Consider the following 25,461-nt stretch of genomic DNA (forward strand, 5'->3'; position numbering starts at 1 on the left):
TCAGCTTTCTTGTTTGCGCAGCAGCGCAATCGCCACGCCGATGATGACCGGGGCCGACATGCCCAGGGCCCAGAACTCGGGCTGCAGGTCGTGCAGCGACAGCGCCTTGCTGAACACGCCCCGGCTGATGGTGAACATGTGGCTGGCAGGGTAGACCTCGCCAATCCAGCGGGCCACGCCCACCAGGGACGACACCGGGTTGATGAGCCCTGCAAACTGCACAGCCGGGATCAGCGTGCCCACCATGGCAAAGAACATGGCCGCAATCTGGCTGCGCGTGACGGTGGACGCCAGCAGCCCCATGCCGGTGGAGCACAGGCTGAACAGCAGCGCCGCCCCCGTGAGGGTGGCCAGGCTGCCGGTGATGGGCACGCCAAACACCGTGACGGCCGCCAACACCATGAGCCCAAAGTTGAGCATGGCCAGCGCCACATAGGGCAGCTGCTTGCCCAGCATGAATTCGGTGCGCGTGGTGGGCGTGACGTACAGGTTGATGATGGAGCCCATCTCTTTTTCGCGCACCACGGCCAGTGCCGTGAGCATGGCGGGCAGCATGAGCAGCAGCAGCGGGATGACGGCGGGCACCATGGCGGGCAGGCTGCGCACGTCGGGGTTGTAGCGGTAGCGGGTTTCCACCTCCAGCAGGCCGACGGGGGCCACGCCGGTGCGGCTGCGCACCGCATCGACCAACCACTGCTGGTGCATGCCCTGCACATAGCCCAGCACGGTCTGCGCGCGCTGGGGCATGGCGCCGTCCACCCAGGCCGCAATCTGCACGGGCTTGCCCCGCTCTACATCGCGGCCAAAGCCGGGCGGTATCTCGATGGCCAGTGACAGCTCGCCCGAGCGCATGCGCTTGTCCAGCTCGGTGTATTCGCCGATCGGTGGCCGCTCCAAAAAGTAGCGCGAGCCCGAGAGGTTGAGCACATAAGCGCGGCTGGTGGCCGACTGGTCGCGGTCCAGCACCGCAAAGCGCAGGCTCTCCACATCCATGCTGATGCCGTAGCCCATCACAAACATCAGCAGCAGCGAGCCCAGCAGCGCCAGGGCGCTGCGCACCGGGTCGCGCCGCAGCTCCAGCGACTCGCGCCACTGCGTGCTGTGGATGCGGGCCAGGCTTTGGCGCAGGCGTGCGGCCCAGCCGGGGCGTGCAGGTGCTGCGTGCGATACCGGCACCGCCGGGGCTGCCGCAGAGGCCAGGGCATCGCCCCCCTGCTCTGCCGGGGTGCCTGCGGCCTCTTGCAGGTAGCCGATGAAGGCTTCCTCCAGCGTGGCGGCGCCGCGCTGGGCCACGATGTCGGCCGGCGCGGCGCTGGTGAGCACCCGGCCCGCGTGCATGAGCGAGATGCGGTCGCACCGCTCGGCCTCGTTCATGAAGTGGGTAGAGATGAAGATGGTGACCTTGTCGCGCCGTGCCAGCTCCACCATCAGCCGCCAGAAGTTGTCGCGCGCAATCGGGTCCACGCCCGAGGTGGGCTCGTCCAGGATCAGCAGCTCGGGCTGGTGCACCATGGCCACGGCCAGCGACAGGCGCTGGCGCATGCCCAGCGGCAGCTGCATGGGCAGCGTGCTGCGTGCGGCCTGCAGGTCAAAACGCTCCAGCATGGTCTGCACGCGCTGGGGCACCTCAGCCTCGGGCACATGGAACAGCCGGGCGTGCAGCACCAGGTTTTGCTCCACCGACAGCTCGCTGTACAGCGAGAACGCCTGCGACATGTAGCCCACGCGGCGGCGCGTGGCCATGTCTTTCGGGTCCACCGGCTGACCAAACAGCCAGGCCTGCCCTTCGGTGGCGGGCAGCAGGCCAGTGAGCATCTTCATGGTGGTGGACTTGCCACAGCCATTGCTGCCCAAAAAACCAAAAATCTCGCCGCGCTGGATGCGAAAGCTCACATGGTCCACCGCCACAAAGTCGCCAAACTGCATGGTCAGGCCCTGGGCTTCAATGGCGATCTCTGCCGCCGCGTCGGCCTGCAAAGGGGTGATGACCACCGGCTGGTGCCCGCGCCGCTTGGCCTCGGGCAGCAGGGCCACAAACGCGGCCTCCAGGCTGGCGTGGCCGGTGCGCTGCATCAGCTCGGCGGGCGTACCTGTGGCCAGGATGCGGCCCTCATCCATGGCCACCAGCCAGTCAAAGCGCTGGGCTTCTTCCATGTAGGCAGTGGCCACCAGCACGCTCATGCCGGGGCGGCCTGCGCGGATGCGGGCGATCAGATCCCAGAACTGGGCGCGGGCCAGCGGGTCTACGCCGGTGGTGGGCTCGTCCAGGATGAGCAGGTCCGGGTCGTGGATGAGGGCGCAGCACAGGGCCAGCTTTTGCTTCATGCCGCCTGAGAGCTTGCCCGCGGGCCGCGCCAGAAACGGGTGCAACCCGGTGCTGCGGGTCAGGTCGTCAATGCGGCGGCGGCGCTCGGCTGTGTCGTGGCCAAACAGGCGACCAAAGAACTGCAGGTTCTCTTCCACCGACAGCGTGGGGTACAGGTTCTTGCCCAGGCCCTGCGGCATGTAGGCAATGCGCGGGCACACGGCGTCGCGGTGGCGGCCATCGGCCATGTCGCCCCCCAACACCATCACCTGTCCTTGCTGCACGGCACGCGCCCCAGCCACCAGGGCCAGCAGGCTGGATTTGCCCACGCCGTCCGGCCCGATCAGCCCCACCATGCAGGCGGCGGGCACCTGCAGGTCGATGCCCGCCAGCGCCACCGTGGCGCCATAGCGCTGGCCGACGCCTGCGAGGGTGACGACGGGTGCGGTCACTGTGCGGCCTTGGGGGCTGCCGTCTGCATGCTTTCTTTGACAGCCAGTTGCTGCGGCCATGGGGCGTTGGCGTCAATGCGCAACCAGGCCACGCCAGGCAGGCCCGTCTTGACCTGTTCGCGGTGGCGCAGCAGCAGCTCTTTGGGGATTTGCGCCCGCACACGGAACATGAGCTTTTGCCGCTCGCTGGCGGTCTCCACCGTCTTGGGGGTGAACTGTGCGGTGCTGGCCACAAACGACACGCTGGCCGGGATGACAAAGCCGGGGGCGGCGTCGAGCACGATGCGCACCTCGCTGCCCATGGCGACGCGGCCCGCCACGGTTTCGGGCAAGAAGAAGGTCATGTACACATCGGTCAAATCGGCCAGCTGCAGCACGCGGGCCCCCGCGCCCACCACTTCGCCGGGCTGCACCACGCGGAACTGCACACGCCCGTCGCGCGGAGCCTTCAGGTCGCTGTCGGCCAGCTCCACGTCAATGCGGGCCAGCGTGGCCTCCAGGGCGCGCACATTGGCCTCGGCACTGGTCACCTGCGTGCGGGCAGCGCCAATGCCCGCCTGCGCGGCCTTGGACTGGGCCTGGGCGGCCGTGAGGGCCGCCTGCAGGCTGCGCACCTTGGCGCGGTCATCGTCCAGCAGTTGGGTCGAAAAGAACCCGTCGCGCGCCAGTTGCTCAGAGCGCGGCAGGCGCCGCTTGGCGGTGTCCAGGTCGCTGTCACGCTGGGCCACCACGGCCAGGGCAGATTGGTAGTCGCTGTCGCGTTGGGCCACTTGCACCTGGGCGCTGCTCACGGCCAGCCGGGCTTGCTGCAGCCGGGCCACGGCCTCGTCGCGCTGGGCTTGCAGGCCGTCGATCTGCATGCGGGCCACGGTTTGCCCAGCGGTCACAAAATCGCCCTCGCTGGCCGATATCTCCAGCACCCGGCCCGCCAGTTTGGTGGCCACCGACACTTCGGTCGCCTCGATGCGGCCGTTGCCGCTGACGAAGCCTTCACCGGGGCCTTGGGTCTTCCATGGCTGCCAGTACAACAGCCCTCCCCCCACCCCTGCCAACAGCACCGCAATGGCGGCAAAGGTCTTCAGCTTCTTGCTCATGGTTCTTCCTTGTGGGCGCCACCCAAGCGCCTTCGTGGCCTTGCCGACATGCTAGACCAAGGCCATGGCGCACAGGGACGCAGCGCAAGCATCACTTGACCTGCATCAACGATGCGGGCGCACGGAGGGCACACCCATGCGCTTGCGGCGAGGGCCCTGCACCACGCTATGGAGCGCCAGGTAACACCAGGGAGCGCCCGTTGGGCAGGCCCTCAGCGCATTCAATACAAAAAGTGCCTGATTGGCGACCTGCCTCAGACGCCTTGTCGTCCCCACCCGTTCGGGCTGAGGTTCTATGGTTCCCGTCAAGCTCTGCCAGCGACCAGCGCGGGATCGAACAGAGCTTGCTGCTTGAACAGTGAGAAAGCCACACGCAAGAGCTTACGGGCAAGCACGACAAGTGCAGCGGTCGTGCTCAAGCCTTTGTCACGCTGAGCACAGTAAAACCCGTTCCAGGTCTTTGTGCGCGCCGCCGACATGGCCGCTGCGTACATCAAACGCCTTGTCTCCGGCCAGCCCCTCTTGGACAAGCGCCTTTGCCCCGTCTTCTTGCCGGAGTCATTGGGGCGCGGGTCAAGCCCGGTGAATGCGATCACAGCATCCGCACTGCGTGTTTGCAAACGCCCAAACAGCATTACCAGCAGCGACCCACAGATCAGGCCTAGGCCGGGCACAGACGTGATGCATTTGAACGTTTCTTGGCTTGCGGGATCGGCCTGAACGGTGCTGGCGAGTTGCTCGTCGATATGTTCGATGGCTTGCTGCAGAGCTGCCAGCACCGGCTCGTCCAGGCGTGCAAGCGTCTTGCTGTGGCAGCCGGCTTGAGCCAGTGCACTGCGCTGACGCACCAGAGTTGCCCGGTGTGCGAGGAGTTCGCGCAATGCGGCTTGGCAAGCGGTGGGTGGCTGCCATTGGCGCAGTTGCGCGTGTTCACGGCAAATATAGCGTGCCAGCACGAGCGCATCCATCCGATCGGTCTTACCGCGCTGGCCAACGGACTGGGCGTAGCGGCGTGCATCCAGGGGATTGAGGACATAGACATGCAGGCCTGCGGCGTGCGCTGCCAGCGCAAGCGGCACGTGGTAGCGGCCGGTGGACTCCAGCGCCAGTACGCTTGCAGGGCGCAACGTGCGCAGCAGCAGGGCAATGCCCTGGGGTGTATTGGCAAACCTGCGCACGCTGGCTTGGCCCTGCACGGCCACGTCCAGATGGGCGCTGGCGACATCCACGCCGACAAACTCAGTAGCTTGTTGAGGGTTCATCGCTCAAAATACGAGCGCCGGGATGTGTCCTGCTGTCGGCGTGAGCTTGCAAGAATTGACGATCGGTGCTGCCAAGCGCAGCTTGCCCTCGTCAGGTTCCTTATCGACGCTCGGCGCAGGGATGGGGTAATGACTCAGTAGGTCGGTCAGTTGGATCTGAAGCAACTGCCGATGCCTGTCGATGTCCCTGCATCCCGGCTCCTCGCCCTTTCTTACTGGTTGGTTGATGGGAGCTAAACCATACAAGCCTGTCGAAGCCTTGCACGCAGCAAGCCCTGGCTTCGACGGGCTCAGCCCGAACGGATGCAGGGGTATCTGAGGCAAGTAGCCAATCAGGCAAAGTGCCTCTAGCGCCCTACTCAAAAGCGCTAGCAGCTATATTTTTAATAGCAAACTCGTCACCCAGGGCGCACATCAAAGGCCGAGAGGTGGTTGGCCAGGTGCATGGCGTGGGCCTGCTCGTACTGGGTGCGGCCCAGAGGGCCGTAAGCAAAGTGGGGCTGCAGCGGGCCGGGGTGCGCCACAAAGTCTTGCACCGCCTGGCGCAGCCGGGCCAGGGCGGCCGACGCATCGGGCACCGCAGCGGCCAGCGCTGGTGCCCCCGGAATGGGCTCGGCCAGGCTGTGGCGCATGCGGCCCAGTGCTGCAAACGCCGCAAAGGCCGCAGCGCCTGCCGTGTGCTGAAACAGCGCCGCCTTGGGCGCAGGAAAGCCGCGCAGAGAAAACTCGATGCTCTGCGCGCAGTGCTCCAGGGTTTGCGACCAGCTCCAGGCTGTGGCGGGCTCCAGTGCCCGCGCGCCGGCCGCGCTCAAACGGTCAACCTCTTGCATGGCCTGCTCGAGGGTGGCAAACACCAGCTGTCGGTCGTTGCCCGGCTGGTACATCCACACGCCTGTGCCTGCGACGCCCGCAGCTGCCGTGGCCCCCGCAGCCCACGCCCCCAGCTTGATCCAGCGCCGCCGCGAGGGAGTTTGCCCTTGGCGGGCGGAGAGCGTTGTCTTGGGCATGCGTGGGCGTCTGCAGAAGCAAAAAATGCATTCTGCGGGGGCTGCAAGGCCCAATGCTGCGGGGCGGAGACGCCGTGCGTCAGGCAGCCGACACAAGCACAGCATGGCCGCTGCACGGCGCTGCCGTGGCCTGCAGCAAGCCAGCGGTGGCTCCAAACAGGTGGCTACACAAACAGCGGTGTCTCGGCCACTTCCACCCGGTTACGACCGTTTTGTTTGGCAAGGTACATCGCGGTGTCGGCCCGCTTGAGCACAGCGTCGGCAGAGTCGCCACGCACGCACAGCGCCACGCCAATGCTCACCGTCAGCGCGATGGACTGCGGGCCAGATTGCACGGGTTGCGCCTGCACCAAAGTGCGCAGGCGCTCTGCCACCGCTTGGGCGCCAGGGCCATCGGCGTTGGGCAGAAAAATCGCGAACTCCTCGCCCCCCAGCCGCCCCATCACGTCTTCCTTGCGCAGGCAACGGTTGGCAAGCAGCACAAACTGGCGCAGCACGTCGTCTCCGCCGCCGTGGCCCCAGGTGTCGTTGATTTTTTTGAAATGGTCCAGGTCCAGCACCAGCACGGGCAGGCTCTGGCGCGTGCGCTCGGCCTGGCTGATGGCTTTTTCCAGCAGGGTGAGAAACGCGCGGCGGTTGAACACGCTGGTCAGCGGGTCCACCTCGGCCAGGTGGCGCAGTTCGGTGGTGATGTGCTCGTTGGTCAGCATCAAGATGCCAAAGGCCATCATCACCAGCGCGACGGTGGATTCCAGCACCACGTACTGCGACAGCTGATCGATCAGCCGGGCGTTCGGGACGCCAAGGCCGTTGGAGTCGGCCGTGGCCAGCCGAAACGCCAGCGGGCGCAGCAGTACAAACAAGCCATGCGCCCCCACCAGCACCGAAAACAGGTACCGAGCGGGCACCTTGCGAACCCCGCCGTGGGCCAGCGTGGTCGCGGTCCCGATGAAATAAACGCCCGCCACCAGCCCGCTCAATGCAAACCGAATACCAGTGTGTGAGTGCTCCAGCGTGAAATAAACCGACACCCCAACCACCGCAGCAATGGCCGCCACCGCATAGCCATGGAACGGCAGTGACCGGCCCACATAAAGGCGGCTGCCCAGAAAGCAGAAATAGGCGGCCAGGGCGATGACGGTTTGCGTGAGCACCACCGACGCCACTTCCGGCAGGCGCTCACGCACCAGCAAGTGGGTGCAAAACACCGAAGCGCACAGGAACGACAGCGTCCACCACCGCAAGCCGGGGATGCTTTTGTTGAAGTACCAGACGACATACAGCACCGTGGTGACCAGTGCCGCAAGGATGGCGGCCAGAACGATGATCGTGGGGCTGTGCACAGAATGAAGGAAAAAGGGCAGCCTACGGGCGAGCGTTTCAGCCCTGCGCCGCACCACTGCGTCGTGCGAACCAGAGCCTCAGAACAGGAATATGTATCAAATGTTAACCCAAGGGGGCTGCGATAGAGCGCTCGATGACTTCGATGCAAGGTATTTGCCAGGGAACGCAGTACAGGCGCCCAGCGGACTTGCGCCGCGCCACAGGTTCAAAGCGGCCAAACTTGCCCCATGGCCGCCTCGAACTCTTCTATGGTCGCAGGGCGGCCAAACAGATACCCCTGGTAGCTGTCGCAACCGTAGGCCCGCAGCAGGCGTTGCTGCGCAACCGTTTCAACGCCTTCGGCAATCACGTTCAGCCCCAGCCCCTGCCCCAATGCAATGACGGCCCGCACAATGGAGGCGTCGCTGGCATGGGTGGTCACGTCGCGCACAAAGGACTGGTCGATCTTGAGCTGGTCTAGCGGCAGGCGTTTGAGGTAGCTCAGGGAAGAAAACCCCGTGCCAAAGTCGTCCAGCGAAAAGCTGATGCCCACGGCCTTGAGCACCTGCATCTTGCAAACCACGGCATCTACGTCTTCGGCCAGGACGCTCTCGGTCAACTCCAGCTTCAGCCGGTGCGGGTTGGCCTGTGTCTGCTGCAGGATGCGCAGCACGCCGTCTGCATAGCCGGGGTCGCGAAACTCCTTGACGCTGACGTTCACCGCCAGCACCAAAGCGTCAGTGGCAGGGTCTGCAGCCCATTGGTGCAATTGCCTGCAGGCCGCTTCCAGCACCCATTGACCAATGGGCACGATCAAGCCGGTTTCCTCGGCCAGCGGGATAAAGCGCGCTGGCGATATCACCCCTTGCTCGGGGTGGCGCCAACGCACCAGAACCTCCGCCCCGAGCAAGCCCTTGTGCTGATCGATCTGGGGCTGGTAGTGCACCAGCAATTGCGATGGAATGGCGCTGCGCAAAGCGTCTTCAAACTGCACGCGTGCAAACAACTCGTCCTGCATGCGCTGGTCAAACACCACCGCCTGGTTTTTGCCCTGCCTCTTGGCTTCGAGCATGGCCAGCTCGGTGCGCTTGAGCACGTCGTCTGCCGTGATGAGCTCGTCTCCCACCAGCGCCGCACCGATTGATGCCTGCCCTTGGTAAGCCCCGGCCTCCAGCGCAAACGGGGCGCGAAACTGCGCCAGGGTGCGTGCTGCAAACGCCATCGCCTGCTCCAGCACCTGGACGCGGTCATGGCCCAGGTTCTCCAGCAGCACCAGGAATTCATCTCCGCCCAGCCGGGCGACCAAAGCCCCAGAGTCTTCGAGTTGCTGCAACCGTTTGGCCGTGGCAATCAGCAGTTGGTCGCCCGCATCGTGCCCCCGGGTGTTATTGAGCACGCTGACGTTGTCCAGATTGACCAACAGCAAAGCGCCATAACGGTGCTGCGCAGTGGTTCGCTGGATGGCGTGGTGCAAGCGGCTGAGCACTTCGCTGCGGTTGAACAGGCCAGTCAGCCGGTCGTTGTGGGCCAGCCGGTCCATGGCCTGGCCCAGCACCCCGGTCTCGTCACGCACCCGTCCAGGGGTTTTAATGGCCCCCACCGACAGATCCCCCGCGTGGCTCTTGGCGGCGTCGGCCAGCTGCACGATGGGCCGCACCACCCGCCCGGCAATCAGCCAGGAGGCCCAGGCAAACAACGCCGCCACCAGCGCAGTAAAGGCCAGCATGAGGCGGCGCACTTCATCAATCGGGGCAAAGGCATGGCGCAAGTCTTCCCGCACCACCACGGTCCAGCCCAAGCCGTCGGCAGGCACCTTGGTCACGACCTTTTGGGTGGCCACCAAATAGTCCTCGTCAGCACCGACCGCCTGGAGGTTGGCCGGGTGCGGCCTGCTGCCCGACGGCGCGCTCAGCAGCCATTCTCCCTTGCGGTTGGCAATGAACACCTCCAACGGGGTGCTTTTGCGGCGCTTGGCCAGGGTGTCGGCCACTACGTCGTTCACCCAGTCCCAGTGCAAGTGGGCGGCCAGCACACCTTGTGTGCGGCCAGCACTGTCTTTGATGGGAGCCGCCACGTCCAAAAACCGTGGCGGCTCGCCGTCTGGCCGTGGCTTCATGTACTTGGCCAGCAGCACGGCATCGTGCGGGTCTGCGACAAAGTCGCCTTGCATACCGCCCGCAAACCAGGGCCTGGCAGACACATTGAGGCCCTTGAGAAACCCGCCGGAGGCCGCCAGCACCACCCCGGCCTGGTCGGTCAAACCAATCCAGGCGTAGGCGGCCTGCCGGTGTTTGAGTCCTTCGATGACGTCTTGGGTGGACTCGGGGTGGACGATGTTGTTGCGCCCGATCAGATCCGCCATCAACACCACTTCGCGCTGGCGGTTGGAGAGGTCTTCGGTGAGCTTGTGCGCAATCTCATCGGCAAAGGCATTCAAGGAGTCGCGTGCCGAGGCCTGCAAACCGGCCTCCAGGTGCCATTCGATGAACAAGGTCAAGGCCAACCCCAAAACGATGCCAGAGCCGCCCATGACCGTAGAGAAGCGCGCACGCACGCTTCGAAACGGTGACACCTTGTCCAGCATCCAATCGATCACGGAACGCCTCCCTGCGGAGGGCCTTGGGTTGGCCCCGTTGGCAGCGCCGCTGTTCACATCGCCAAAGGCTGGACCGTTGCTGCCCAGCAGGCGTCGTGCAAAGAGCGCTTTGGGCGATTCTCTATGGCAAATCGGAATTTGGTAAGTTTTATCTTACAAATTGCAAAAGAAGCGCGCAAAGGGCTTTAGCCAAGCCCCCTTCGAGGCTCCACCTTTTGGGCCGCGACGACAACACCAGCTTCGCAGGCGCACATCGCATGGCCGACGTCAGGCCACACGCAGACGCCATGGCGATTGACTTGTCAGCCAACCACACTGCACTCGCGCCGCAGCAGCGCCAGCGCGTCGTGCATCTGGTAGTCCATGTCGCTGGTAAGGGTCTTGGCCGCGTCTTGGACAAAGCCGGCCCACAGCGCCAGGTAATCGTTCTGGTACACGCCAGGGGCGTTGTCGCGAATGAACTGGGCCGTCAGCTCCGGCTGCCAGCCGCTCTTGCGGATTTTGCGCACCAGGCTGGTGGCCGTTTTTTCAGTCAACAGGGTCTTTTTCGGGGCCCCTGCAGCCAGGCACGCGAACAGCGTGAGCAAGGAGTGTTCGTCTTCGTTGCCCTGGGTGGTTTTGAGCCACAGCTTGCTGGCGGGCAAAGGAGGCTCATCCCCCTCTTGCAGCGCATCGAGGCTGCGGTGGTAGCTGTCCACCTCGGCCAAGGGGTCGTCCAGCAAAAAGTACCGGGCCCGGAACACGCCAGTGGGCCGCAACAGGGTCCGCAATGGCACCGCAGCATCCAGCAGCTTGCGCATATCGGCCAGCACGGCTTGGCATTGCGCCTGCACAGCATCGCGCAAGGCCGCAGGCAGGCCCGTGGGCAGGCGCAATACGGCAGGCACAGGTTGCTTCTTTTTGCGCAGCGTGGTCACCAGTTTTTCAAATGCCACCGTGTGGGGCCATTCGCCCATCGCCATGGCCTGCGGGGCCAGTGCTTGCATCAGCAACCCGGTGCGAATCACCGCCTCGGCATCTGCCCCCGCCGCCTCCAGCTCGTCCACGTCCAGGTCGTACTGCTCAGCCAGCCATTGGGCCGCAGCGATGGCTTGGCCGATGTGGCTGCGCCGGGCCAGTTCTGCTTGGTATTCGGCATGGCTGCGCAGCGACCACACGGCCAACAGCGGCGTTTGCGCATCGTCGTAGCCCGCCATGCCGAAGTTGCTGCTCTCGGGCATGGCAATCAGGCGCTTGAGCATGTCCGAGCCGCCTTTGGAGCGCGACAGCAAGGAGTTGTCGCGCAGCGAGACGGCTGCTTTGGTCAAATCTCCCCCCGTCGTATCCAGCAGGTACAAGCTGATGAGGTTGACCATGCGGTCACGGGCCTTCTCCAGCTCGGGGCGCAGGAACTCGCTGCCAAAGTACCGGGCAATCTGCACAATGCCTTTGGGCGCGTCGGTGTGGATGGCAGCCAGCCGCTGCGCATCAATGATGCCGTGCTGCACGCCATGGGCCAGTACCTTGTCAAAGAACGGACGGGCATCGTGCAGCTGCAGGGCGTGAGCGGCTCCCACCGGATGGACATCGGAGGAAGGCGTATCAGGCAGGGTCATGTTGGTATCCATCGCGCTATGTATTGTTCACGGGCCATGCAGCTAGCGCAGCCCCCACCAGGCCCCGCCGCGCAGGGACAGCCCGGCCGCACTGGCGAGTCCCCTCAGCAGTGGCTCAGCCGCTCCAAGGAAGGAGAAAGGCGCAAAAGGCCTCAGGGGCTGGCAGTCTTTAAATGGCAGACTCTTCGTCTGACACCCGGGCGGCAGGCGTGGCCTTGCCCCGGTCTGTTTCGCTGGTTTCAAACTTGCCGTCGTCTTCCTCAGCAGGCTCATCGGTCTCGTCCAAGCCCAAATCAAAAGCCCTGGCCTTGGCCCGCAGCACCAGCAAGGTTTCAATGAACAGATCCCGGCACTCATAGCGCAGCAGCCAAGCCATCTGCATCCAGTCGCGGTCGGCCACTTCGTCCAAGTCCACGCGCGGTTGCACATAGCCTGAGGCCAGCAGCTCATCGTCGCTCAGCGTCAGTCCATAGTCTTCGGTGGCATCGAAGGTGCCAGCGCGCGCAAAGGACTCCACGCGACTCCACTTTTCCGCAAAGTAGTTGGCCAGGGCTTCGGCGCCACCGTCCAGGTCGCCAATGGCCGTCAAGAATTCGATAGGGTCGGCATCGTCGCGGAACACCACCGCGTTGACCATGCTACGCAGGTGCGTGTGGGTCAGGTCCTTGTACTGTTTCTCCAGCACCATGGCCCGGGCAAATTGCTCGGGCGTGACCAACATATTGACCACAGACGCCTTAGAGTCGTCGTACTCGCGCATCACCGCCAGAATATCTTTGGGCGCCAGTTGGTCCAGCACAACCATCAGGGCGTTGTCGCCATCGGTGTCTGCCAACTCAGCCAGTGCCGACTCGGCACCCACGATATCGCCGGCTGCAATAAGGCTGGTGGTCTTGGTGATAAGGGCCAGGTGGTTGCTCATAAAAATCGGTACGTGGATGGTTGGTGTGCAGTTCAGTCTTTGCGCTCAAAGCCCACATCGGCCAGCCAGTTGGAGCTGGCTTCTTCGCGGCTGCGGCTGTTGTGCGGGTCGGCCGCATCGTCCGCGCTCAGCGCGTCGTAGCCATCGTCGTGCTCCGCAGCATCGGCATCGTCCTCATCGGCCTGGCCCTCATCGTCGCCCTGTGCTGCGGCGGCAAAGCGCGCGTGCTGCAACAAATACTCCAGCCCCGCAGCCACCACCATGAAGCGCTCTCCACCCGGCTCACTCAGCACGGTTTTGGCCAGGGCGACCGCCCAGGGCTCCAGGGTGACAACGCTGTCCAGCGCGGACCACTGCGGCAGATCGTCCTGACCACAGGCCAGCACCTGCTCCAACGCACTGGCTCGGCCAAACCGAAAGCCCTGGTGAAACACCACCGCCACCATCTCAGGGGCGAGTTCCATCATCTTCACCAAAAAGCCGATTTCAGACCGTTTTTGGGCCAGCCGCTTGCGCAGAACGTCTTTGCCTTCGGAGTCTTCGGTCAGGTCGTCGATCTCGGCTTGGTAAGCAGATCGCAGGTCATGGAAGTAAGGAGAGATTTTCACGGGGCAAGGATGTTGTGGGTGTAGGTTTGCCAGATTTCCTGGGCGGTCTGCAGCGGATCGTCCAGCAGGTTGCGGCGACGGTTGTCGTCATAGGCTTGGCGCGCCTCGTCGTCGGACAGCACCTCATAGGCTTTTTGCACGGCGGCAAAGCGCTGGGCTGCATCAGGGGCATCGTTCTTGTCGGGGTGATAGAACGAAGCCTTTTGCCGAAAAGCCTTTTTGATATCGGCCAGCGAGGCGTTGGCCGCTAGCCCCAAGGCTGCGTAATAGTCGGTCATCGGGTGTCTATCCAGTTGAACAGCACGGGCACTGATGGCAGTGCATCCATGCATGCATGGGCGCAGGCATCAGCCAGAGCCCAACGGCGGCAATGCGCCAGCGCTGGTGGCCGCCATACAAGACGAAGGCAGTTCATGCCAGCGCAAACGCTCACCCAGCCAAGCTCACAAAAACATTTTGCACATCGTCGTTGCCATCAATCGCAGCCAAGAAATTCTCCACTTCTTCCAGCTGCTCGGCCGTCAGGTTGGCGGGATTGACAGGATTCTTGGGCTTGTAGCCCAGCTTGGCAGACAACACGGTAAAGCCTTGCGCGGGCAGTGCACGGCTGACCAAGTCCAGGTCCGTTGGGTCTGTCCAGAACGTAGTGGTGCCCTCTTCGTCCCCGGCTTCAAAGTCCTGGGCGCCCGCCTCAATGGCAGCCAGTTCAGGGTCTGCGTCAGGCTTGGCGGGTTCCGCTTCAATCATGCCCACGTGGTTGAAATCCCACGCCACCGAGCCAGAAGTGCCCAATTGCCCCTTGCGGAACAACACCCGCATTTCAGGAGCCGTCCGGTTCACATTGTCCGTCAGGCATTCAACCATCACGGCAACCTGATGGGGCGCAAAACCTTCATAAATGACGCGCTCGTAGTTGACCGCATCAGCACCTGTGCCAGAGCCCTTCTTGATGGCGCGCTCCAGAGTGTCTTTGGGCATGGACGCCTTGCGAGCCTGCTCGACCACCAAACGCAGACGGGAATTGCTGGCGGGGTCGGCGCCACCACGGGCAGCCACGGTGATTTCCTTGACCAGCTTGCCAAACAGCTTCCCTTTGGCGTCGGCCACAAGGGCCTTGCCTTTTGCTTTCCACTGTGCGCCCATGGCGGTTCTCTTTCTAGGTGTTGTAGCGCGCGATGGCGCTGGTTGGTTGATAGATCGGTGCGCAGGGCCGCTCTTGCAAGCCCAGCCTACACGCATTGCTGTATTTTCCTTGATGCGAGCGCACCACCACCGAGTGCAGCCCCATCCAGCAGGTCTTAGAACCTGTTTACGACCTCACTTGTTCCACGTCAGTCCTCAGTGCCGTCATGCAGGCATGGAACATACAAACGACAAACCGATGAATTACTCTGCTATCAGTTGCAAAGCGGCCCGACTTCACGCAACATCGCTGCGCCAATTTCGGCAACCAGGAGTAATCACAACATGAAAAAAATCCTTGTCCTCGCGCTCGCGCTCGCAATGTCACCGGTCATCATGGCCAAGAGCGTCAACCACAGCACGAAAGGACATTCTGTGCAGAAAAGCGCTCACGCCAAGCCCACCCATCGCAACAAGGCCAAGCCCAGCAGCCACCGAAGGACCGCAAAGCCACACACCAACAAGGCTGGCACACAACGATAAATACCCAGGGCCAACCTGCTTTGGCGGAAGGTTCGCCCTAGCCCCCTTTCCAGGGGGCACCACAGCACCCTGCAACCCATCGACCAAAAACAAAAACCCGCTACTTTTTCAAGAGCGGGTTTTGCGGCAAATGCCGAATTGGGTGGTAGGACGTACTGGATTCGAACCAGTGACCAACGGATTAAAAGTCCGCTGCTCTACCAACTGAGCTAACGTCCCAACCGGAGCTTTTACATTTCTGTAAAGACTCAAATTATAACTTGAATTTCAGGACTTCAAAGAAGTCTCTGCTATTTTGTCTATCACCCATCCGGCTGCACACTGACCAAAGGTGGCCGTCACCGCAACCACCGAGCCATAGCCATGGCAGTTGAGCGAGCCATCCCCTTCGCCAGCCAGCATGCAAGACGCATCGGGTGGAGCAACCGCTTCGCGGCTGAAGACGCACACCACGCCCATTTTTTTCCCATCGCGCGCAGCCCGATGGTGCTTGCGCAAGCGGTAGCGCAGCTGCGCCAGCAAGGGGTCGTGGGTCGTAGCAGACAGATCGTCGATGTCCACTTTGTGGGCCAGGCGTTTCCCCCCTGCCGCCCCCACCGAAATCAGGCGATGTTTGCCCGAAAGCGCCCAGGCCGCCATGGCAGTCTTTGCCTTCACCTGATCGCACGCGTCGATCACAGCATCCACAGCAACGCCCGCCAGCAAACCCGGCCAGTTGTCGGCATCCACAAAGTCGTCGATGCAATCCACCCTGCAAATGGGGTTGATCTGGACAATGCGGTCGCGCATCGCCAGCACCTTGGCCTGGCCCACGGTGCCCGAGAGCGCATGGATCTGGCGATTGATGTTGGACTCGGCGACATGGTCCATGTCGATGAGTGTCAGGTGCCCTACACCGCTGCGAGCCAAGGCCTCAGCAGCCCAGGAGCCCACACCACCCACACCGACCACGACCACATGCGCGCCGCGAATACGCTGCGCACCCGCTACGCCGTAGAGCCGCTCCAGTCCGCCAAACCGGCGCTGAGTGACCTCGTCAGGGGCCACTGAGCCAGACACGGCGCCAGAGACACTCAGGTCAACGGGCGCCAAGGGATCACTTGAGCCGGGCAAGTCGCTCTTTCGCCGCTGCGGCCGCCTCAGACTGGGGGTACGCGCGAACCAAGTCTTCCAGCGTCTTACGGGAAGCCCGGTTGTCCTTCAACTCCAACTGGCAGTTGGCAATCGACAGCGCAGCTTCAGGGGCACGGGCATGGGTTGGAGCATCCGTCAACAACTGCTTGAAGTTGCCAATGGCTTCCTTGTAATCACGCTGCGCATACTGGGCATTGCCCAGCCAAAAACGCGACGAAGGCACATAGCCGCTGCGCGGGTTCTGGCGCACGAACGACGCAAAGGCGGTGCTGGCTTCTGCGAACTTGCCAGAGCGGAAGACCGCCAGTGCGGCTTCAAAATCCCGCTTTTCACCAGGATCGGCCTGGAACTCCTGGCCATCCAGAGTAACCTTCGCGGGTTCGAACTTGCTCAGGCGTTCATCCACCCCCTGGGCAATGTCTTTTTGGCGGCGCTGCAGGTCTGCCACGTCGCGCAAAAGCTGCTCATTCTGCCCACGCAATTTGGCTTGCTCGGAGCGCAGCAACTCGATCTGGTTTTGCAGATCAAGAAGGTTGCGGCGAAGCTGTTCGCTGTCCTGGCGCAACTCCTCGGCCGATCGTTGCTGGGTCGCTTGCATGGAATCCACGCGCTGGCGCAGCTCCAAAATAGCCCTGCGTGCTTCGCCATCTTCAAAAATGGCGGCCTGGCTGGCCGTGGCAAAAAGCCCTGCCAGCAAGGCTGCCAGCAGGGTCTTGACCGGCTTAACGATCAGTGGCGATTGCATCAGCGGTACGACAGTTCAGCGCGGCGATTCTTGGCGTGGACTTCTTCGGTACCACCTTGGGCCGCAGGCTTTTCCTTGCCAAAGCTCACAGCTTCCACTTGAGCGTCTTGCACGCCCAGCAAGGCCAGTGCGCGGCGCACAGCCTCCGCACGCTTTTGGCCCAGGGCCAGGTTGTATTCACGGCCACCGCGCTCATCGGTGTGGCCTTCCACCATCAGCTTGCGGTTACCGCCAGCCTTGATGAAACGGGCATGCGCTTCGATCACAGCCTGGAACTCTGGCTTGATGACATAGCTGTCGTAGTCAAAATACACAATGCGGCTCACACCCACGGGGCCAGCGCCATCGCGGGCCGATTGGTTCAGATCCACACCGGCCACGCCGCTTTGGCTGGTGCCACCCGAGTTGGCACCGTTGCCAGTCGTGGACGAGGCTGTTTTGTCTTCCACAGGCACATCGTCAAGCTTGACGCCAGAGCTGCAGCCAGCGGCCATCAATGCGACGAGGGAAAGTGCCAGGGTTGCTTGTTTGATCATCCAAAAATCTCCAAAAATACAGATTGCTAAGAAAACTCAAAAATTCATTGTTTTTGAAACGCGCCCCAATCGGGCTCACGGATGTCTCCCGCTTGTCCGGCCAAGCGAGCCTTGATTTTCCCATCCAACGTGGTGGTCATCAGCGCCTCGCGGCCCTGTTGCTGGGTTGCGTAGACCAGCAAGCGACTGTTGGGGGCGAAGCTGGGGTTTTCATCCGCCGTGGTGTCGGTGATGGCATTGGCCGTACCCGTTGCCAAATCCATGACGTGCAGCTTGAACGCACCGCCCACCCGCGAGATATAGGCCAGCCATTTCCCATCGGGGCTGATGCTGGGCGAAATGTTGTAGGTGCCAGAGAACGTGACCCGCTCTGCATTGCCACCGCCCACGGGCACACGGTAAATCTGCGGGGCACCGCCACGGTCGCTAACAAAGTAAATGCTGCGCCCGTCACCCGAGAAAACCGGCTCGGTATCGATGCCAGAACTTTGCATCAGGCGCCGTGGCTCACCACCATTGGCATCAATGGTGTAGAGCTGCGAGCCGCCGTCACGGCTGAGCGTGACAGCCAGCGTGCGACCGTCCGGCGCCCAGGCGGGCGCGCTGTTGGAGCCACGGAAATTCGCAATCAAACGGCGTCGGCCCGATGCTACGTCGTGGACGTAGACCACAGGCTTGCGCGACTCGAACGATACATAGGCGATCTGCCCGCCGCTCGGGGACCATGCGGGTGAAATAATGGGTTCGGGGCTGGACAAAGCAGACTGGGCGTTTTCACCGTCTGCGTCGGCCACCCACAGGCTGTAGCGTGGGCCTGTTTTGGTCACGTAGGTGATGCGGGTAGAAAACACCCCGCGCTCGCGCGTGAGTTTTTCGTAAATGAAATCTGCAATGCGGTGGGCGACCAGACGCAAATCGCCCTGAGTCACCACAAAGCTCTGACCGCCCAGGTCTTGCCCACCCACAACATCCCACAGGCGAAAACGAACATCGTAGCGCCCATCGGCCATGCGGGTGACACTGCCCGTCGCCAAGGAGTCCGCACTCTTTTGCCGCCACAGGGCGACATCCGGGCGAGAAGACTCGTCCAATGCGGCACCCGAGGCATCGACGGACCGGAACTGCCCGCTGCGCTCCAAGTCCGCCTGCACGATGGCTGCGATTTTTTGGGGAGATTGCGCATCACCACGAAACGGTGCAATGGCAATGGGCAGCTGGTTCAACCCCACGCCAACGACTTCGACGCGAAACTGCGCCAAGGCGGGCATTGCCGACGTGGCTGCAGCAGCCGCCAGCAGATGGCGGCGATGGGGATGCGGCACAGCCGCAAGGAAAGTTTGGAGTGAATTTTGTTCGATGGTCATTGGCATCCAGCAGTAGCCGAACAATCGCCGCATGGCGTAAGACAGGCCCGAATGTTACACACAGGCGACGCCCCCCTGTGACAAACTGTGCAGCCCTTGTGGGGTGAAGACACTTTTACGGGCGACAAACCTGTGATGGAGCATGGTTCTTCAACACAAGCGCATTTTCCAAAGGCTGCAATTTTGGCACTGCGGACGCGCGCCGTTTGCAGCCGCGCAGGTTTGTTGACACTTTCAGCCTGAAGTTCCACGAACTTGTGCAGGGCGAGCCCTCTGTGAGCATCTGGCAGCAGGCCCAGGGCTACAGCTCGTAGCAAAACGTAGAATCCCCCGCACATGCAAGCACAAGAAACCAGAGCCGCACAGGCCCAAACTCCCAGCCTCCCATTGATGACCCGATTGGCCAGGCTGGCCGTTTATTTTGGACACCAGCGCCTTGCCTGGGGCCTCGCCATTGCCGCCACGCTGGTGGGTGCAGTGACAGAGCCCATGATTCCAGCGCTGTTGCAACCCCTGCTGGACAGAGGATTCACCCAAGGAACCCTGCAACTGTGGACTGTCCCCCTGGCCATCATGGGGGTGTTTTTGGTGCGCGGTTTCGCGCAATTTGTGGGGCAGTACGCTCTGGCAAAAATTGCCAATGAAGGCATGCTGCTGCTGCGCAAGGCGCTGTTTGACCGCGTGCTTTCCGCAGAAATGGGCTTGTTTGGCCGCCAGTCGGCCAGTGCGCTGTCCAACACCGTGGTGTATGAGGTGCAAAACGGCTCCAACCTGCTGGTGCAGGCCCTGCTGGGGCTGTCGCGTGACGGGTTCACCCTGGTGGCACTGCTGGGGTATCTGCTTTATTTGAATTGGCAGCTCACACTGATTGTGGCGGTGGTCGTGCCCGGGGTCGCCTGGATCATGAAGACGCTGTCGCGCAGGCTGTACCACCTTACCAAGGTGAGCCAGCAAGCCACGGACGAACTGGCTTATGTGGTGGAAGAAAACGTGCTCGCCCACCGCATGGTGCGTCTGCATGGAGCGCAGCAGGGGCAAGCCGGACGTTTTGCCGCACTCAGCCAGAGCCTGCGCAGGTTGGCCATCAAGTCCACCATTGCATCGGCCGCGATGACCCCGCTGACCCAGTTGCTGGCGGCCGCAGCCCTTTCGGTGGTGATTTGCATTGCACTTTGGCAAAGCCGAGGCGCCGTGGACACCAAAGATGTGACGGTGGGCGGCTTTGTCTCCTTCATCACCGCCATGCTGATGCTGATTGCCCCCATCCGCAGACTGGCCGATGTAGCCAACCCCATCACCCGCGGCGCAGCAGCGCTGGAGCGGGGCTTGTCATTGCTTGGAGACACAGGCGCTGAAGCCCAGGGCACCCACACCGCAGACAGGGTGCGCGGCGAAATCGTGCTGAGCCATGTGAGCGTGCAATTTGGCACTGACCAGGCCCCGGCGCTTGACGACATCAGCCTGCGGGTTGCCCCCGGCGAAGTGGTGGCGCTGGTGGGCCCATCGGGTGCAGGCAAGACCACACTGGTCAATCTGTTGCCACGCTTCATCAACAGCAGCCAGGGGCAGATCACGCTGGACGGGCAAGAGCTGACCACCTGGAACCTGGCATCGCTGCGCGGCCAGTTCGCCATGGTGAGCCAGGACGTCGTGATGTTCAACGACACCATTGCCGCCAACGTGGCACTGGGCAGTGCCATGGATGAGCAGCGCGTGCATGAATGCCTGGCTGCCGCCAATCTGGCAGAGCACATTGCCGCCCTGCCCCAAGGCATTCACACCGTGGCAGGGCACAACGCGGCCCAGCTCTCAGGCGGCCAACGGCAGCGCCTGGCGATTGCCCGCGCGCTGTACAAAAATGCGCCCATCCTCATCCTGGACGAGGCCACCTCGGCCCTCGACACCGAATCAGAACGGCTGGTGCAAGACGCACTGCAGCGCCTGATGCAGGGCCGCACGACGCTGGTGATTGCCCACAGGCTCTCCACCATCGAGCACGCAGACCGTGTGGTGGTCATGGAGCGCGGAAAAATCGCGGAGCAAGGCAGCCACACGCAGTTGATGGCCGCTGGCGGTCTGTATGCGCGGCTGCAAAGCCGGCCAGGAGCAACAGCCGCCCACTGACGAACGCTGGCAGAGCGACCACGCCCCCGTGCCACTAGGCGCTAGGACACGGGCGCCACAGTCAGCCTCAATCAGCAGCGGTCAGCTCACCAGGCCCCGGCATTGGGCTGCCGCTTGCGAATGGCCGCAGCGATTTGCGCGGCCGCTTCAGCGCGGCTGACACGCTGGGCAAAGTTCACGGCCGTCAGCCCCAGCCGGTTTTTCAACGTAGGGTCAGCCCCCTCAGCCAACAGCAACTTGACGATGTCGGACGACCCGTATTGCGCTGCCATCATCAACGGCGTGGTTCCGTTGGGCGAGGCCGCATCGATGTACGCGTGGTTTTCCAGCAGCAGCGCGGCAATGCGCAGGTGCTGCTCCGTGCCACCCGATGCCGCGTAGTGCAGGGGCGTCCAGCCGGTTTTGTTGACGTCGGCATCGCGCGCAATCAGCTGTTTGACGGCGTCTTCATTGCCCTTGATGGCCGCCATCATGAGCGGGCTTTCGTCCTGTGCATTGCGTGCCTCGACCTGGGTGTTGCGCGCCGCCATCAGTGCCTCAAAGGCTTTGTGCGACTCTTCCTTGAGCGCAATGACCAAACCCACCTGCCCCTTGGCATCCCGCGTGTTGGGATCAAACCCCCTGCGCAACAGGGCTGTGATGGTGTCCGGGTCGTCCCGCAAAATGGCCGTGAAGAAATCGTCGTACGAGCCAGCCACAGCCCATGTTGCGGCTCCGGCCAGGGCGGCACCCAGCAAGGCGGCACGGCGCGTCAGCATGCCACGCCTCCTGCCACAACCCCCGTGAACAAGGTCTCGAAATTGCGGCTGGTGGCCTGCGCCACCTCTTGCACCGATAGACCCTTGCACTGGGCCACCTGCTGCGCCACATACGGCACATACGAAGGGTTGTTCGTCTTGCCCCGGTAAGGCACCGGCGCCAGATAAGGGCTGTCGGTTTCGATGAGGATCCGGTCCAGCGGCGCAAAGGCCACCACGTCGCGCAAATCCTGCGCATTCTTGAAAGTGATGATGCCGGAGAACGACAGGTAGTAGCCCAGGTCCAGCGCGGCGCGGGCGACCTGCATGGATTCGGTGAAGCAGTGGAACACACCCCCAGCCACATTGCCCGCCCCGTCCTCGCCCTCTTCCCGCAAGATGGCCAGGGTATCGTCCGAGGCGCTGCGGGTGTGGATGATCAAAGGTTTGGAGCAGGCGCGCGCTGCGCGGATGTGGGTGCGAAAACGGTCGCGCTGCCACTCCAGATCGGCAATGCTGCGGCCGCCTTTGCGGTCTTCCATGCCGTAGTAGTCCAGCCCCGTTTCACCGATGGCCACCACACGCGGCAACGCTGCTTTGTCGAGCAAATCCTGCAAGCTGGGCTCCCGCACGCCCTCGTTGTCGGGGTGCACTCCCACGGTGCTCCAAAAGTTGTCGTAGCCCAGGGCCAGCGCATGCACGTCACCAAACTCTTCCATGGTGGTGCAAATACACAGGGCCCGCTCCACCTGCGCATCGGCCATGGCCTGGCGAATGGCTGGCAACTGGCTCACAAGGTCAGGAAACGAAAGGTGGCAGTGCGAATCGGTAAACATGCGGACTCAAAATGAAAAAGCCGACCCGCCAGCGCGGGTCGGCACAGGGCGCGAAGGCGCCATCAAATGGTTTGGGTAGGACGTTCGGAGCCGAGCGCAGTTCCCAAAATTTCTTCGATCTTGAGCTTGAGCAGGCGCGACTTGTCGTCTTTTGGAAACTGAATGCCCACGCCTTGGGTGCGATTGCCCGCAGCCCGTGCGGGCGTCACCCAGGCCACGCGGCCTGCCACGGGGTAGCGCTGCGTGTCGTCGGGCAGCGTCAGCAGCACATACACATCGTCACCCAGCTTGTAATCCCGCTGGGTGGGCACAAAGATGCCACCCTCTACAAAAAACGGGATGTACGCGGCATACAAGGCGCCCTTTTCCTTGATGGCCAGCTGCATGACGCTGGGACGGGGTGCGGTGGATGGACTGCTCATGGTGATCAATGCGTTGGTTGCCTGGAGTGTAGGGTGTTTCGCGCCTGGGCGACAAGCGCCTCCAGCATCAGGCCTGCGTTGAACGGATGGTCTGCCGTGCGGGCCTCTTTGGCCAGTGCCTTGGACCAGCGCGTCAAGGCGGCCAACGGCGGTGGCTTGGGCAGGTCGGCCATAGCGAAATAACGCGGAGCAGCCCCGACCGCCACCGACAGCAAATCGTGACACAGCTTTTGCAGGGCGTCGATGGCCTGGGCCGGAGCCCAATCGCCCAAAGCCGTCACATCGCCCCGCGCCATGGCCTGCGGCAACGAGCCCCAAGCCTGCGGGCTGCGCCCCGAGCGGGCCACGGCCAGGGCATCGTCTGGCCGTCCACCAGCGGCACGCAAAAACGCCGTGGCCGCATCAGCGGCGACGCCTTGCGATTGCAGCCAAGGCAACATTTCCGCCTGGCTGGGCCACACCATGGTGTGGCCCAGGCAACGGCTGCGAATGGTGGGCAGCAGCTGGTGCGCAGCCTCACTGGCCAACACAAACCGCACATCGCCGGGCGGCTCCTCCAGGGTTTTGAGCAACGCGTTGGCCGTGACATGGTTCATTTGCTCGGCCGGGTACACCAGCACCGCCTTGCCGCGCCCCCGCGCCGAGGTGCGCTGCGAGAACTCCACCGCATCGCGCATGGCCTCCACACGGATCTCACGGCTGGGCTTGCGTTTCTTGTCGTCAATCTCGGCCTGGGCCTTTTCGGACAGGGGCCAGCCCAGCGCCAGCATCTGCACTTCGGGCATCAGCACGCACACATCGGCATGGGTGCGCACGTCAATGGCGTGGCAGCTGGCGCACTGGCCGCAGGCGCCTTGGGCCGTGGGGGCATCGCACATCCAGGCGCGCACCAGCTCCAGCGCCAAGGCATATTGCCCCATGCCCGAAGGGCCTTGCAGCAGCCAGGCATGGCCGCGCTGGGCCAGCAGCGTGGCCCGCTGCGCCGCAATCCAGGGCGCCAGAGGCGGGGTATCGGCGGTGGGACGTTCGCTCATGGGGCCAGCCCAGGTGTGGGCACCATGATGGACAACCAACCCTTGCGCACAAAAACGCTGGTGAGTTGCTGCCACACGCGGTGGCGGTCTTGGGCAGCGTCGATGCGTGCGAAGCGCTGCGGGGCCCCTGCAGCACGGTCGGCATAGCCCTGGGCTACGCGCTCAAAAAAGGCCACGGGTTGCGACTCAAAGCGGTCGGGTACGCGCGCGCCCACCAGCCGCTGCGCGGCAATCTCAGGGGCCAGGTCAAACCACACAGTCAAATCAGGTTCTCGCATCAAACCAGGCTCTGGCGCAAGCCCTGTCTGCGCCATGCGCTCCAAAATAGATAGCAACTCAAGATCAAAACCGCGCCCGGCACCTTGGTAGGCAAAGGTGGCATCGGTGAAGCGGTCGCACAGCACCACATCGCCCCGGGCCAGGGCGGGCTCAATCACCTGGCGCAAATGGTCGCGCCGGGCCGCAAAAATCAACAGGGCCTCGGTCAACGCGTCCATGGGGTCGTTGAGGACCAGGTCCCGCAGCTTCTCGGCCAACGGCGTGCCACCGGGCTCGCGGCTGAGCGTGACGGTGCGCCCCTGGGCGCGAAAGGCCTGGGCCAAGCCATCGATGTGCGAGGACTTGCCCGCACCGTCGATGCCTTCAAACGAGATGAACAAGCCAGTACGTGACATGAAACCCTTCAATGGTGGACGGCCGTCTTTATTGGGATTGCCCGCGCTGGTAGCGGTTCACGGCCCGATTGTGCTCGTCCAGGCTGGCGCTGAAATGGCTGCTGCCATCGCCCTTGGCCACAAAGTAAAGCGCGCGGGTGGGCGCAGGCTGCACAGCCGCCAGCAGCGCCGCCTTGCCCGGCATCGCAATGGGCGTGGGCGGCAGGCCGGGACGGGTGTAGGTGTTCCAGGGCGTGTCGGTCTGCAGGTCGCGGCGGCGCAGGTTGCCATCAAACTTGTCGCCCATGCCGTAGATGACCGTGGGGTCGGTCTGCAGCAGCATGCCGGTGCGCAGGCGGTTGGCAAACACCCCGGCGATCTGCGGCCGGTCACTGGCGCGGCCGGTTTCTTTTTCAACGATGCTGGCCAGCACCAAGGCTTCGGCAGGGGTCTTGAGCGGCAGGTCGGGCGAGCGCAAGGCCCAGGCAGATTCAAGCTTGCGGTCCATGGCATGCAAGGCGCGCCGCAGCAGGGCCAGGTCGCTGGAGCCCTTGGCGTAGGAATAGGTATCGGGGAAGAACCGTCCCTCCGCAGGCACTCCTGGGCGGCCAAGCTGCTCCATGATCTGCTCGGCGCTCAGCTGCGCAGTGTCTTGCTTGATCAACTCTTCCTTGGCCAGCGCCTGGCGCACTTGTTTGAAGGACCAGCCCTCCACCAGGGTCAGCGTGCGCAAGGCCTCTTCGCCCCGCACCAGCATGCGCAGCAAGCTGCGCGGCGTGGTGCCCGCCGGGATTTCATAGTTGCCCGCCTTGATCAGGCGGTCTTGCCCCGACAGGCGAAACCACGCGTACAGCAGCTGCGCATTCGCCTGGGCACCGGCCGCCACCACATCGCGGGCCACGCCGCGCGGAGTGGTTCCAGGCTCAATGGCCAGCTCCAGCGGCTCCGCGCCAGTGACCAGGGGCTCGTGCAACCACCATGCGGCAGCGGCGCCGCTGGCGATCAATAAAACAAACACCCATGCCAGTAAACGTCGCACAACCCTGC

23 protein-coding genes and 1 tRNA gene are annotated in these 25,461 nt (G+C 63.3%); 2 read left to right on the plus strand and 22 right to left on the minus strand.

The features are described from left to right. The 11 genes from rbbA to CLU86_RS08455 form a co-directional block, all read right to left on the minus strand. Positions 1–2,817 (minus strand): ribosome-associated ATPase/putative transporter RbbA, encoded by a 2,817-nt coding sequence (gene rbbA, locus CLU86_RS08405; RefSeq protein ID WP_099741298.1) that lies wholly within the window; start codon positions 2,815–2,817, stop codon positions 1–3. Beyond that, positions 2,754–3,851 carry an HlyD family secretion protein gene (locus CLU86_RS08410; protein WP_099741299.1) on the minus strand — a complete coding sequence of 366 codons (1,098 nt, stop codon included), beginning with the start codon at positions 3,849–3,851 and terminating at the stop codon, positions 2,754–2,756. Before CLU86_RS08410 ends, rbbA begins: the two co-directional genes overlap by 64 nt. Before the next feature lie 305 nt (positions 3,852–4,156). Continuing rightward, positions 4,157–5,113, minus strand: coding sequence for a transposase (locus tag CLU86_RS08415; RefSeq protein WP_099740934.1), 957 nt, complete (start codon positions 5,111–5,113; stop codon positions 4,157–4,159). 398 nt (positions 5,114–5,511) lie between these two features. Continuing rightward, a complete protein-coding gene (locus CLU86_RS08420; RefSeq protein WP_099741300.1) occupies positions 5,512–6,120 on the minus strand; it encodes a DUF1569 domain-containing protein in 609 nt (202 codons plus the stop codon). A 164-nt stretch (positions 6,121–6,284) separates the two neighbouring features. Beyond that, positions 6,285–7,463 carry a GGDEF domain-containing protein gene (locus tag CLU86_RS08425; RefSeq protein WP_099741301.1) on the minus strand — a complete coding sequence of 393 codons (1,179 nt, stop codon included), beginning with the start codon at positions 7,461–7,463 and terminating at the stop codon, positions 6,285–6,287. 206 nt (positions 7,464–7,669) lie between these two features. Continuing rightward, positions 7,670–10,039: a bifunctional diguanylate cyclase/phosphodiesterase gene (locus tag CLU86_RS08430; RefSeq protein ID WP_143226688.1), complete on the minus strand. Its 2,370-nt coding sequence runs from the start codon at positions 10,037–10,039 to the stop codon at positions 7,670–7,672. 302 nt (positions 10,040–10,341) lie between these two features. Continuing rightward, positions 10,342–11,634 (minus strand): hypothetical protein, encoded by a 1,293-nt coding sequence (locus CLU86_RS08435; RefSeq protein ID WP_099658665.1) that lies wholly within the window; start codon positions 11,632–11,634, stop codon positions 10,342–10,344. Between the two features lie 169 nt (positions 11,635–11,803). After that, positions 11,804–12,556: a hypothetical protein gene (locus tag CLU86_RS08440; RefSeq protein ID WP_099741303.1), complete on the minus strand. Its 753-nt coding sequence runs from the start codon at positions 12,554–12,556 to the stop codon at positions 11,804–11,806. Positions 12,557–12,588: 32 nt separating this feature from the next. Continuing rightward, complete coding sequence (locus CLU86_RS08445) at positions 12,589–13,164, minus strand: hypothetical protein (RefSeq protein WP_099741304.1); 576 nt, start codon at positions 13,162–13,164, stop codon at positions 12,589–12,591. Further along, positions 13,161–13,442 (minus strand): DnaJ domain-containing protein, encoded by a 282-nt coding sequence (locus CLU86_RS08450; protein ID WP_099741305.1) that lies wholly within the window; start codon positions 13,440–13,442, stop codon positions 13,161–13,163. The genes CLU86_RS08445 and CLU86_RS08450 overlap by 4 nt, the downstream gene beginning before the upstream one ends. Before the next feature lie 151 nt (positions 13,443–13,593). Continuing rightward, positions 13,594–14,307, minus strand: coding sequence for a YebC/PmpR family DNA-binding transcriptional regulator (locus CLU86_RS08455; protein ID WP_099655662.1), 714 nt, complete (start codon positions 14,305–14,307; stop codon positions 13,594–13,596). Positions 14,308–14,631: 324 nt separating this feature from the next. Here CLU86_RS08455 and CLU86_RS22610 point away from each other — a divergent pair, with 324 nt between their 5' ends. After that, positions 14,632–14,829, plus strand: a complete 198-nt coding sequence (locus CLU86_RS22610; protein ID WP_143225950.1) for a hypothetical protein — start codon at positions 14,632–14,634, stop codon at positions 14,827–14,829. Between the two features lie 143 nt (positions 14,830–14,972). On the opposite strand, the gene CLU86_RS08460 is transcribed toward CLU86_RS22610, so the two are convergent. The 5 genes from CLU86_RS08460 to tolB form a co-directional block, all read right to left on the minus strand. Continuing rightward, positions 14,973–15,048, minus strand: a tRNA-Lys gene (locus tag CLU86_RS08460). Positions 15,049–15,096: 48 nt separating this feature from the next. Further along, positions 15,097–15,906: a ThiF family adenylyltransferase gene (locus CLU86_RS08465; RefSeq protein ID WP_233195235.1), complete on the minus strand. Its 810-nt coding sequence runs from the start codon at positions 15,904–15,906 to the stop codon at positions 15,097–15,099. Positions 15,907–15,925: 19 nt separating this feature from the next. Further along, a complete protein-coding gene (gene ybgF / locus CLU86_RS08470) occupies positions 15,926–16,708 on the minus strand; it encodes a tol-pal system protein YbgF (RefSeq protein ID WP_099741307.1) in 783 nt (260 codons plus the stop codon). Then, positions 16,708–17,244 (minus strand): peptidoglycan-associated lipoprotein Pal, encoded by a 537-nt coding sequence (gene pal, locus CLU86_RS08475; protein WP_099741308.1) that lies wholly within the window; start codon positions 17,242–17,244, stop codon positions 16,708–16,710. The genes ybgF and pal overlap by 1 nt, the downstream gene beginning before the upstream one ends. A gap of 44 nt (positions 17,245–17,288) precedes the next feature. Continuing rightward, positions 17,289–18,608: a Tol-Pal system beta propeller repeat protein TolB gene (gene tolB / locus CLU86_RS08480; RefSeq protein WP_099741309.1), complete on the minus strand. Its 1,320-nt coding sequence runs from the start codon at positions 18,606–18,608 to the stop codon at positions 17,289–17,291. Positions 18,609–18,944: 336 nt separating this feature from the next. Here tolB and msbA point away from each other — a divergent pair, with 336 nt between their 5' ends. Then, positions 18,945–20,732 (plus strand): lipid A export permease/ATP-binding protein MsbA, encoded by a 1,788-nt coding sequence (gene msbA, locus CLU86_RS08485; protein ID WP_099741310.1) that lies wholly within the window; start codon positions 18,945–18,947, stop codon positions 20,730–20,732. An 86-nt stretch (positions 20,733–20,818) separates the two neighbouring features. Here msbA and CLU86_RS08490 read toward each other — a convergent pair whose 3' ends face one another. From CLU86_RS08490 to mltG, 6 genes are all read right to left on the minus strand, one after another. After that, on the minus strand, positions 20,819–21,490 hold the full coding sequence (locus CLU86_RS08490) for an ankyrin repeat domain-containing protein (RefSeq protein WP_099741311.1): 672 nt from the start codon (positions 21,488–21,490) through the stop codon (positions 20,819–20,821). After that, positions 21,484–22,305: a TatD family hydrolase gene (locus CLU86_RS08495; protein WP_099741312.1), complete on the minus strand. Its 822-nt coding sequence runs from the start codon at positions 22,303–22,305 to the stop codon at positions 21,484–21,486. The genes CLU86_RS08490 and CLU86_RS08495 overlap by 7 nt, the downstream gene beginning before the upstream one ends. 62 nt (positions 22,306–22,367) lie before the next feature. After that, a complete protein-coding gene (locus CLU86_RS08500; RefSeq protein WP_099655670.1) occupies positions 22,368–22,727 on the minus strand; it encodes a PilZ domain-containing protein in 360 nt (119 codons plus the stop codon). Between the two features lie 5 nt (positions 22,728–22,732). Continuing rightward, a complete protein-coding gene (locus CLU86_RS08505; protein WP_099741313.1) occupies positions 22,733–23,761 on the minus strand; it encodes a DNA polymerase III subunit delta' in 1,029 nt (342 codons plus the stop codon). Beyond that, the gene (gene tmk, locus CLU86_RS08510) at positions 23,758–24,435 is read right to left on the minus strand and encodes a dTMP kinase (protein ID WP_099741314.1); all 678 of its coding nucleotides are present in this window, start codon (positions 24,433–24,435) and stop codon (positions 23,758–23,760) included. Before tmk ends, CLU86_RS08505 begins: the two co-directional genes overlap by 4 nt. 28 nt (positions 24,436–24,463) lie before the next feature. Next, entirely contained in the window at positions 24,464–25,453 is a 990-nt protein-coding gene (gene mltG, locus CLU86_RS08515) for an endolytic transglycosylase MltG (protein ID WP_304528977.1), read from the minus strand. Between the last annotated feature and the right edge of the window lie 8 nt (positions 25,454–25,461).

It is taken from the genome of Acidovorax sp. 62 (assembly GCF_002754495.1).
Taxonomy (GTDB): Bacteria; Pseudomonadota; Gammaproteobacteria; order Burkholderiales; family Burkholderiaceae_C; genus Acidovorax.

Excerpts from the sequence above, each read along its gene's own strand:
- ybgF (WP_099741307.1), bottom strand. The coding sequence starts at position 16,708 with ATGCAATCGCCACTGATCGTTAAGCCGGTCAAGACCCTGCTGGCAGCC.
- tmk (WP_099741314.1), bottom strand. The coding sequence starts at position 24,435 with ATGTCACGTACTGGCTTGTTCATCTCGTTTGAAGGCATCGACGGTGCG.
- CLU86_RS08455 (WP_099655662.1), bottom strand. The coding sequence starts at position 14,307 with ATGGGCGCACAGTGGAAAGCAAAAGGCAAGGCCCTTGTGGCCGACGCC.
- CLU86_RS08435 (WP_099658665.1), bottom strand. The coding sequence starts at position 11,634 with ATGACCCTGCCTGATACGCCTTCCTCCGATGTCCATCCGGTGGGAGCC.
- CLU86_RS08440 (WP_099741303.1), bottom strand. The coding sequence starts at position 12,556 with ATGAGCAACCACCTGGCCCTTATCACCAAGACCACCAGCCTTATTGCA.
- CLU86_RS08500 (WP_099655670.1), bottom strand. The coding sequence starts at position 22,727 with ATGAGCAGTCCATCCACCGCACCCCGTCCCAGCGTCATGCAGCTGGCC.
- CLU86_RS08410 (WP_099741299.1), bottom strand. The coding sequence starts at position 3,851 with ATGAGCAAGAAGCTGAAGACCTTTGCCGCCATTGCGGTGCTGTTGGCA.
- CLU86_RS08495 (WP_099741312.1), bottom strand. The coding sequence starts at position 22,305 with ATGTTTACCGATTCGCACTGCCACCTTTCGTTTCCTGACCTTGTGAGC.
- rbbA (WP_099741298.1), bottom strand. The coding sequence starts at position 2,817 with ATGGCCGCAGCAACTGGCTGTCAAAGAAAGCATGCAGACGGCAGCCCC.
- CLU86_RS08450 (WP_099741305.1), bottom strand. The coding sequence starts at position 13,442 with ATGACCGACTATTACGCAGCCTTGGGGCTAGCGGCCAACGCCTCGCTG.
- pal (WP_099741308.1), bottom strand. The coding sequence starts at position 17,244 with ATGATCAAACAAGCAACCCTGGCACTTTCCCTCGTCGCATTGATGGCC.
- msbA (WP_099741310.1), top strand. The coding sequence starts at position 18,945 with ATGCAAGCACAAGAAACCAGAGCCGCACAGGCCCAAACTCCCAGCCTC.
- CLU86_RS08490 (WP_099741311.1), bottom strand. The coding sequence starts at position 21,490 with ATGCTGACGCGCCGTGCCGCCTTGCTGGGTGCCGCCCTGGCCGGAGCC.
- CLU86_RS08505 (WP_099741313.1), bottom strand. The coding sequence starts at position 23,761 with ATGAGCGAACGTCCCACCGCCGATACCCCGCCTCTGGCGCCCTGGATT.
- CLU86_RS08415 (WP_099740934.1), bottom strand. The coding sequence starts at position 5,113 with ATGAACCCTCAACAAGCTACTGAGTTTGTCGGCGTGGATGTCGCCAGC.
- tolB (WP_099741309.1), bottom strand. The coding sequence starts at position 18,608 with ATGACCATCGAACAAAATTCACTCCAAACTTTCCTTGCGGCTGTGCCG.
- CLU86_RS08420 (WP_099741300.1), bottom strand. The coding sequence starts at position 6,120 with ATGCCCAAGACAACGCTCTCCGCCCGCCAAGGGCAAACTCCCTCGCGG.
- CLU86_RS22610 (WP_143225950.1), top strand. The coding sequence starts at position 14,632 with ATGAAAAAAATCCTTGTCCTCGCGCTCGCGCTCGCAATGTCACCGGTC.